The 6,218-nt window shown below is 57.1% G+C and carries 7 protein-coding genes; all 7 read left to right on the plus strand.

The genetic code is table 11. From position 1 onward, the window contains the following. A partial coding sequence (locus ACF8E5_RS08445; RefSeq protein ID WP_392475141.1) for a DUF2345 domain-containing protein occupies window positions 1-1,113 on the plus strand: 1,113 nt, incomplete at its 5' end. Between the two features lie 159 nt (window positions 1,114-1,272). Further along, entirely contained in the window at window positions 1,273-1,755 is a 483-nt protein-coding gene (locus ACF8E5_RS08450) for a hypothetical protein (protein ID WP_197844957.1), read from the plus strand. Between the two features lie 27 nt (window positions 1,756-1,782). After that, window positions 1,783-2,199 (plus strand): hypothetical protein, encoded by a 417-nt coding sequence (locus tag ACF8E5_RS08455; RefSeq protein WP_196186797.1) that lies wholly within the window; start codon window positions 1,783-1,785, stop codon window positions 2,197-2,199. A 54-nt stretch (window positions 2,200-2,253) separates the two neighbouring features. Next, the gene (locus tag ACF8E5_RS08460) at window positions 2,254-3,090 is read left to right on the plus strand and encodes a VRR-NUC domain-containing protein (protein WP_392475142.1); all 837 of its coding nucleotides are present in this window, start codon (window positions 2,254-2,256) and stop codon (window positions 3,088-3,090) included. Then, window positions 3,087-4,331 (plus strand): type VI immunity family protein, encoded by a 1,245-nt coding sequence (locus tag ACF8E5_RS08465; protein ID WP_392475143.1) that lies wholly within the window; start codon window positions 3,087-3,089, stop codon window positions 4,329-4,331. The genes ACF8E5_RS08460 and ACF8E5_RS08465 overlap by 4 nt, the downstream gene beginning before the upstream one ends. A gap of 30 nt (window positions 4,332-4,361) precedes the next feature. Continuing rightward, window positions 4,362-4,724 (plus strand): hypothetical protein, encoded by a 363-nt coding sequence (locus ACF8E5_RS08470; RefSeq protein WP_392475144.1) that lies wholly within the window; start codon window positions 4,362-4,364, stop codon window positions 4,722-4,724. 284 nt (window positions 4,725-5,008) lie between these two features. Further along, complete coding sequence (locus tag ACF8E5_RS08475; RefSeq protein WP_392475145.1) at window positions 5,009-6,046, plus strand: hypothetical protein; 1,038 nt, start codon at window positions 5,009-5,011, stop codon at window positions 6,044-6,046. Window positions 6,047-6,218 lie beyond the last annotated feature (172 nt).

Raw genomic sequence — 6,218 nt, forward strand, 5'->3', positions numbered from 1 at the left:
CAGAACATCGTGCTCAATGCCGGCAAGGACGTGGGCCTGTTCGCCCAGAGCGGCGATATGCGCCATATCGCCCACCAGGGCGAGGTGCTGGTGCAGGCCCAGCACAACGGCATCCGGGTGCAGGCTGACCAGAGCATCGAAGTCAGCGCCAGCCAGCAGCATGTCGTCGTCAGCGCCAAGGAGCACGTCACCCTGCTTGCCGGCGGCGCCTACATCCGCCTCGCCGGCGGCAATATCGAGTTCGGCATGCCCGGCAACTTCACGGTCAAGGCCGCCACGCACGACCTCACCGGGCCAGGCGGTAAGGACTGGAAACTGCCCATCTTCAAATCGCCCCAGACTTTGGCAGGCGACTTTGCTGGCAGCTACACACTCGTGAAAGACGATGAACGCCCCTTCGAAGGCTATCGCTACCAGATCATGGCGGGCAGCAGCCTGCTGGTCGAGGGGCTGACCGGCCCCAATGGCGAGACAGAGCAACTTGAAACTGAGCGTTCATGTTCAATTCAGGTTTATAAGTCCACCATGCGGGACGATCAGCGCATCACCGAAAACTGGCAGGCCAATATCGACGCCATCGACGGAGAGAACCCCAATCATGAAGACGATATCCCGCTTGATGACGACGAATTCTGGGAAGCACGCGAGGGGAGTGACGAGCCACTTGGTTTCGAATTTCAGTTGAATGCCTCTGAATACAGAATCAGGCAGATACCTCACCTGCCTGTAGAAGGTGTTGGCGTCAACGGTACATTCTTTCTCACAGGTGCCCTAAGCCAGGAAGGACAGAGTCTGTTCATATCGGCCATGGGCTTTACCGCAGCAAAGCATATGGGGAAAGCGCACTTCCAAGCATCCGTCAAGGTTGAAGTAAACGGCGAGCAAATATCCTCCACACCCTTGCAACTTGGAAAAGAGGCAGAAGTGTGGCCCGTCGAAAAGTACGACCCTATTGGATCAGCAAGGATTGCTCTGCCCACTCCGAAGCCGGATGACATCGTGCAGATAATAATTGCTGGCGGTTACATCTATAGCGCGCCGGAGGGACGGGCTGTCCCCATACCACCCACAGGCTCTACAACCATCCCGCTGGCCATATTGAAAATAAAATAAATACACTGGATTGCCCCTTAAACAACATGCACCTTGATCACATCGAAACAAAAAAATAGCCTTGGAATTACACCTGCAACCATTCACAATAATAGGATTGACACTTTCACAGCAAGTACCAAGCAAAATAAATCGCCCAACAGTACGGAGGCAAGAAAGATGAAATACATAATTACCTTGTTGTTTCTTGCCATGCTCAGCACGGCATGTACCGCAGAGCGAGACGATGCGCAGCAAAGTTCGCCGCGCCATACGGATCTTATATCGAAGGCCACCTCCCACATCCAGCGTCAGCAATACCAGCAAGCGCTGAGTGACGTGGATGCGGCTTTATCTCTGGCGCCACATAACTCCGAGTACCGTTTTCTTCATTGCCTGCTCAAAGAGCGCCTCGGTCAACCGCTGTCTCTCGCCAAGGATTGCTATGCGCAGCTTGTAGAACAGTTCTCCCGAGGCGGCGATGCTCAATGTGACAGGAACATGAATTGTGTCATCGCCGATTTGATGGCAGAAGGCCCCCAAGCCGAAGCACGGCGACAGCGGTTTCTGGCCTTGCCAGCATCAGCCGCCGAATCAGAAGTTCGCCATTACGTGCTCGATGGTTTTGATCGTGATCAATACCTGAACACCATCCTGCCCTAGCACTAAGCAGATGAGAAAAGACAACCGATGAAACTGCTGCAAAGCACTAACAAGACACTCTTGCTCTGGGGGCTCCTGGATGCCTTCCATATTATCTGGTACAGCGCCAAGGCCTTCAGCGCAGGGCGTATTCCCTACGTGAGCGACTTCACCAGCACAATGGCCCTGGGAAGCGAACTGGGGAGCGCCAATATCGCCATGGCAATCGCCTCCTGGGCCTTGCAGCTTTCCATCGTCCTGACCGCCCTGCTGTTTCTCCGTGGCTACCGGCCGGCCCGCTACCTCGGCCTTGCCCAGATCCCGCTCCGTCTCCTGTTCGTCTACCCATCGGTGTCGCTGCTGCTTATCGGCGGCGGCTTGTGGTCGGGCTACCCGATCATCCTCATGGTTCTGCTACTGATATCCGAGGCCATCAAGGGCTGGACGCTCTGGAAACATGCCTGACGCGCAAGGAGACGACATGAACGCACGATCCACACTCACCAAGGAGGGGGCCTGATGCCAGCACCCGCAGCCGCAGCGGCAGTCATCTGGGGCTACCGCGCCTACAAGACCTATCAAACCTACGAGGCCGCGCAGACCGCCAAGGAAATCGCCCAGATGATGGCCGATATCGCCGCGCGTAAGGAGCAGGTCAAACAGCTCTTTCGCGAGACCATCGACGGTCTTTCCAAAGAGATCGATGATCGGATCTCCGAGCTGGCCAAGGTGGACGGCGGCGGCAGAAGCACCATTTCCCGTCGCGGCGCTGAAAACACCAACTACAAGCAGTACATCGAGCGCAAGATCCCGTTTCGCCCGGCCATCAGCCTCGTCTGCAACTGGGCAATGCAAGCGCCGATCACGATGCCCAGGCGTGTCCGGAAAAAGATCCCCGGCAATATAATCGAAACAACCATTGAGGTGGCGCTCAAGCAGACCACCGCCTCGCTGGTCTTCGAGTCGATCGATGAAACCCTCGGCTGGCGCAGCCCGCTCAAGGCCGAACCCAACTACGACAAAGGCACCAAGCAACCACTGGTGGATATCCCCGACACCAGGCCCAAGCGCATCAGCAGTATCTTTCCGTTCTGGCCACGCCCACGGGGCAGCCTCGCCCCGGATCTGGTAATCGTTGAATATCGCCAGCGGAAATTCGCTGTTCCCAATGTATTTGCGGCAGTGGAGATCAAGTTTCCCAAGGACTGGGTTAAGCCGGATCAAATAAAAGACTATGTCGATTTGATGAATGGACGTGCCAAGAAGGTGGCGCTATTGCGGGTACCAGAGGATTGCACAGGCGTTAACCCTAACGAGGACTCTGAACACAAGCAACAACGGAGAAAGACACGATGAGTACGCTACAACGTTTTATTGACGAGGAAGATATCTCGGGCATGGTAGCTGACCTCAAGGCATGGCCTAATACCGCCAGTGGTAACGACGATTTTGAGTTGGCAGTCTCGCCTTTTCTCACGTTCTATTTCACCTACGATCCCAAGCATTATTTGGAAACATCGCTGGCAATGATTGACGTCCACGAGGCTTCCGAACGCCTGCTTGGTCACCCTTACACTATTGCTACTCACCCAGATTCTACGCGTCCCCACCCCTACGGTTCCAAACGCCTTGGAAATTTACGCGCCTGGGCAAAAAAGAAGCCACTCGACAAGCACTTTACGTTCAATTTCACTGACGAGAAGAACCACAACAGCTCTCCCACCCATGCAGGTTACTTCTGGCGAACGTCCAAGTGGGGGGATAGTAAATCCAGCTACTCCTCCATCCAGCTCTACTATCGCTGGCAATGGTGGTTGGACAATAAGGACGCCTGGCGCCGCTTTGTGCTGGAGACCATCGAGCGCCTGAAACCGGAGCAGGTATACAGCGGCTTTGCCATGGCCAATCCGCTGGCCTTTGGTTGCCGCTCAGAAGTAGCCGTCTGGGATCGTGCGCTGACGCCCCACTTCTATGGCCTGGATACCGACTACCCATTCAGCATGTCGTTTCCGACACACCTCGGTGCCGGCATCCGCCCCCCGACCTGGGGCTTCTTCCTTTCCGATATCTGGCGCAGCAAGTTGTCGCTCGACCGCGAACAGGTGCGTGCGGCGCTCGACCACCCGGCCATCGCCATCACCGACTGCGGCAATGGCCAGTGGATCGAGCTGGGGCCTCAGCCCGAGCTGTACCCCGTCGAGAACGGCGTTCCCGAATTGCCCGTACTGCTCAATCGCCTGCTCAAGCCCATCCGCCATCGCAAGCTCGATTTGATCGGCAACGGCGAATGGGATGGCGACCCCAATGTCCGCTTCAACTGGCAGTCCACCCAACGCTGGCTGGCCCGTTTCGACGATAACGGCGACTGGCCGGATACCGAAACACGACAGCAGAAACCTCAGCCCCAAAGCGACGTTGCGCCGCCGCCCACCTACGCCGGCCAGCCCTGCCCACGCGCCGGCTACTGGTTCACCCTGGCCCAGCACGGCTCGCGTCGCTCTTTCGAGCAGGGTGAGGTTTTCCCCGGCATTCCCAACGAAGCCAGCAAGGGCCTCATTCTCTGGCAGTGGGCGGATGACCAGGGCAATAGACAATAGAAAGCGTTGCTATTGGAAAGGAGTAGAGTGATGGTGAGCACCACATACCAGATGTTCAGCCAGGACGTACTGGACGAATTTGTTGAAATGCTAAAGGAGTGGCCCAACTCCTACTACGAAATCGACGGCGCGGAATACACCATCACGCCCTTCCTGACCTTCTATTTCACCTACGACCCCAAGCATTACTTGGAAACCTCACTGGCGATGATTGACGTCCACGAGGCTTTCGAACGCCTGCTTGGTCATCCCTACACCATCGCTACTCATCCGAACTCTGAAGTCCCACACCCATATGGCTCTAAGAGATTGGGGGATTTACGTGATTGGGCACGAAAGACAAAACTCAAAGACAGCTTCGTGTTCAATTTCACCGACGAAAAAAACCACTGAAGCTCTCCTACGCATGCGGGCTACTTCTGGCGCCAGTCAGACTGGAGCAGTGGTGAAGTTAGCTACTCCTATATTCAGTTTTACTACCGCTGGCAGTGGTGGCTGGATAACAAAGATGCCTGGCGCCGCTTTGTGCTGGAAACCATCGAACGACTGAAACCGGAGCAGGTTTATAGCGGCTTCGCCATGGCGCACCCGCTGTCCGGCGGTCTATCCGAAATCGGCGAATGGGAGCGCGCCCTGACACCACACTTCTACGGGCTGGACAGCGATCATGCCCCACCATGTCGCGAACACCCAATCTCCCCTCCGGCCTTCGGCCGCCTACCTGGGGATTCTTTCTGTCCGACAACTGGCGTGTAAAGCTCGGCCTCAAACGCCAACAGATACTTGCCGCGCTTGACCAGCCAATCATCACTATTACCGACTGCGGCAATGGCCAGTGGATTGAGCTTGGCCCGCAACCTGATCTGTATCCAGTCGAGAAGGGTATTCCCAGGCTCCCGGCCAAACTCGCACAACTACTGCGCCCAGTGCTGCACCAACGCCTGGAACTACCGGATATCGACATCGACCAGTCCCATGAACGCCGCCTGACCGCAGGTTGGGCCAGCCGCTTCGGAAACGCACAAGACGCAGAACAAAGCGACCTCACCCAGCGAGGCTCGGACGGTTTCTGTCCACGCACCGGCTGGTGGCGCAGCCTGCAGGGTGAAGGAGCGCGTATTCATATACGCGCGGGCGATATCTTGCCCTCGAATATCCCCGGCAGTGCACGCCGTATCTACCATTGGCAATGGTGTGAGGATCAACGCGGACTCCCCATTCCAGACCACGAGCCGGCACGGGGAGCCTTCAGCGATGAACCCGCTCCTCGCGCAGGCTACTGGCAAGCCCTTGATGCTCCCACCGTGAGTTGCCGTACCGAGATCGGGAATGCCCTACCCCGACACCAGAATGCCTCCGTACTCTGGTGCTGGGTGGGAATGGAACGCGACCCCTATGCCAAGCCAAGCGGCGATATTTGCCGCCACCCGGGCCTGTGGTTCTGCGAGGATCACCCTACCGAAGCGCGCCACTTCGATGCCGGCCAGCCCCTGCCGCAGCTCGAAGGACAGGATGTGTATTGGCTGCTTCACGAACTGGCCGACTCGTACCTGACTCATCTCAGTAGTGCCGCCACCGAACTGGACATTGAGGCTCTGGCAGAACGGGCAACAGCCAGCCTCCTTGGGATGGAAAGTGCAGTGCGCTCGCTACCCGATCAGGCGATACGTGCCCTGGAGAATATCCAAATCGATTCTGCGCCAGAGCAGAAATAACAGCCATTTGGTGATCCCTTACAGAACTGGAAAGGAGCCTTCCCAACATGAACTTCCCTGGCAAGCGCCCCGTCCGGCTGGGCGACAAGACCACCCACGGCGGTGCCGTTATCGCCACCCCCAACCGCAGCTCGGCCGGGGGCATCCCGCTGGCGGTGATCGGCGATGCGGT

The sequence above is a fragment of the Pseudomonas sp. WSY_20 genome (assembly GCF_043104335.1).
In the GTDB taxonomy this organism is placed as follows: Bacteria; Pseudomonadota; Gammaproteobacteria; order Pseudomonadales; family Pseudomonadaceae; genus Aquipseudomonas; species Aquipseudomonas parafulva_B.

Bases quoted from the DNA above. Each gene is read 5' to 3' on its own strand.
- ACF8E5_RS08450 (WP_197844957.1), top strand. From the start codon at position 1,273: ATGAAATACATAATTACCTTGTTGTTTCTTGCCATGCTCAGCACGGCA.
- ACF8E5_RS08455 (WP_196186797.1), top strand. From the start codon at position 1,783: ATGAAACTGCTGCAAAGCACTAACAAGACACTCTTGCTCTGGGGGCTC.
- ACF8E5_RS08460 (WP_392475142.1), top strand. From the start codon at position 2,254: ATGCCAGCACCCGCAGCCGCAGCGGCAGTCATCTGGGGCTACCGCGCC.
- ACF8E5_RS08465 (WP_392475143.1), top strand. From the start codon at position 3,087: ATGAGTACGCTACAACGTTTTATTGACGAGGAAGATATCTCGGGCATG.
- ACF8E5_RS08470 (WP_392475144.1), top strand. From the start codon at position 4,362: ATGGTGAGCACCACATACCAGATGTTCAGCCAGGACGTACTGGACGAA.
- ACF8E5_RS08475 (WP_392475145.1), top strand. From the start codon at position 5,009: ATGTCGCGAACACCCAATCTCCCCTCCGGCCTTCGGCCGCCTACCTGG.